A 2,122-nucleotide genomic window follows, 5' to 3' on the forward strand; every position below is an offset into this window, starting at 1 on the left:
GCCAAGAACCCAGAAAAACGATAACTTTATTGACAAATCTTTTACTGTGATGGCAGATCTAATCCTAAAACTTCTGCCAACCAACAAAAAAGCAAAAGAGGCATTTGTCTATTATCGAGATGGAATGTCAGCGCAAGCAGATGGAGAGTATGCTGAAGCTTTAGACAACTACCAAGAAGCTCTAGCATTAGAAGAAGACCCTAATGATCGTGGTTATATCTTGTACAACATGGGTCTAATTTACGCCAGCAACGGCGATCATGAAAAGGCTTTAGAGCTATATCACCAAGCACTGGAATGCAACTCCCAGTTACCCCAAGCATTGAATAACATCGCGGTAATTTACCATTACCTCGGAGAAAAAGCCAAGGAAGCAGGAGACGAAAACGCCCAAGAAGCAATGTTTGATAAAGCTGCCGATTATTGGATCAGAGCTATTCGTCTGGCTCCTAATAACTACATTGAAGCCCAAAACTGGCTGAAGACTACTGGGCGATCGCAGATTGATATATATGTCTAGGAGCCAGAAATGATAGATCGTGAACAAGTGCGTAAAGTAGCTCATCTAGCCCGGTTAGAATTGACACCGGAGGAAGAAGAACAATTTACTACTCAATTGGGAAGTATTTTGGATTATTTTCAACAGCTCAACGAATTGGACGTGAGCAATGTAGCGCCAACTACACGGGCAATTGATGTTAGTAATGTGACACGACAAGATAATCTAGAAACCTATCCTGATAGAGAAGCAATTCTTCAAAGTGCACCAGAACAAGAAGGTGACTTTTTCAAAGTGCCAAAAATCCTAAATGCGGATTAGTTGCTTTTTGCTTTCGCCCTTTGGTGTCTTTGATCCCTCCGTGGTTATGAGGGGATCATTATGAGCTTGGGAATCCTCAAAAATGGTCAGCGAATGGTTTGGGTAAGGCGAACCCCGTTTGCCGATCGCTAAACTCATAGCAATGCGATGATCTGTGTGGCTATCGAGATCTGTGCCATTGAAAATCCTCTCAATTTTTCCCGCCTTATATCCCCTCTTTACTGCGTTGAAGAAGGGGAATTACGGCGTTTTTGTTAACATGCACTAATTCTGTATTTAGTTCTGAAATTTCTCCTCCCATAGCTCGGAAACAACTAGCCGTGCTGCGGGGATCTTCTCCTAGCAGTAGCCCTTCGATTTGAGTTTCCCCTTGAGACAGCGCTCCTAACATTAGCGCTCTATGGGAAATTGATTTATCTCCTGGAACTCGTATACGACCATGTAAACATAATCCACTAGCTGGTCGTTGAATAATTAAGTTATGAGAAATATTTTCTTTGATTTCTACGGTTATAACGGAACTCGACATTACGATAAACTGACGTGTGACTGCGCTAGTATCCTATCGTGTTACCAGACCTACCATACAGCAAGCGCGGAAATAAAGCTATGGCAACCTGCGGGAAGCCCTTTGGTATAGAAAATTAGTGAAAAAGTGACTTAATAGACTTTTTTAATTTTTTATTTTGAATTCCGCAAAGCACTACTAGTACACTATGGTAGAAATCAACTTACCATGGAAAGCAGTTAGAAAGCCAAAATAAGAGCAGGCTCGACAGTTTGCTTCCATTCAAGCAGTACTAGCTTTATTTAGTATTAGTTCGGCTTTATTTCATTTTATAAAAACGCTCCCATGCTAACTCATCACCGTAAGCCCGTGTTACTATCACTCATTTCTACAGACTTACCAGTTTGGTCTGTCTTAGAAGCTGCTGCAACACTGTATCAAAAAGATCGCGATCGCTTTCATTTACTGTTGACAGCACCACCCGTTACAAGCTATGAAGTAGACTCCTTAGTCTCACGAGAGCCTTCTTCTCACGATTCAAATCATTCCAATCAAGAAGCAAGCAGCATTCAAGTTCCCAGTGGTCCCAGAATTTTGTGGTTAGAAATTTCTCCCTATCGGGTAATAATGACAATGCAAGGTAATGGTCAGTTGAGTTATCGCCACTTTTGGGAACAGGGAGTCTATGGAGTAAGTCGTTATTGGTTACCAAGTGAATCATTGCAACCCAACGAACCGATTCGCTTACGTAATTTCACCCGTAACCTCAAGCTGAACGGAGAGCCTTTACCAGA

3 protein-coding genes and 1 pseudogene are annotated in these 2,122 nt (G+C 41.8%); 3 read left to right on the forward strand and 1 reads right to left on the reverse strand.

What is annotated here, in order from left to right; all coding sequences use genetic code 11:
- Both G4P69_RS34015 and gatC read left to right on the forward strand, forming a co-directional pair.
- Positions 1–520: photosystem I assembly protein Ycf3 (locus G4P69_RS34015; protein WP_243903131.1), on the forward strand; the 520-nt coding region annotated here is incomplete at its 5' end.
- A gap of 9 nt (positions 521–529) precedes the next feature.
- Positions 530–820, forward strand: a complete 291-nt coding sequence (gatC, locus tag G4P69_RS34020) for an Asp-tRNA(Asn)/Glu-tRNA(Gln) amidotransferase subunit GatC (RefSeq protein WP_208354299.1) — start codon at positions 530–532, stop codon at positions 818–820.
- 256 nt (positions 821–1,076) lie between these two features.
- On the opposite strand, the pseudogene G4P69_RS34025 reads toward gatC, so the two are convergent.
- Positions 1,077–1,349 (reverse strand): annotated as a pseudogene (locus G4P69_RS34025) (3-phosphoshikimate 1-carboxyvinyltransferase); the annotation flags it as partial.
- A gap of 324 nt (positions 1,350–1,673) precedes the next feature.
- Between G4P69_RS34025 and G4P69_RS34030 the strand changes: the two are divergent.
- On the forward strand, positions 1,674–2,122 hold a 449-nt coding region (locus G4P69_RS34030; protein WP_208354302.1), incomplete at its 3' end, for a hypothetical protein.

It is taken from the genome of Aetokthonos hydrillicola CCALA 1050 (genome assembly GCF_017591665.1).
Taxonomy (GTDB): Bacteria; Cyanobacteriota; Cyanobacteriia; order Cyanobacteriales; family Nostocaceae; genus Aetokthonos; species Aetokthonos hydrillicola.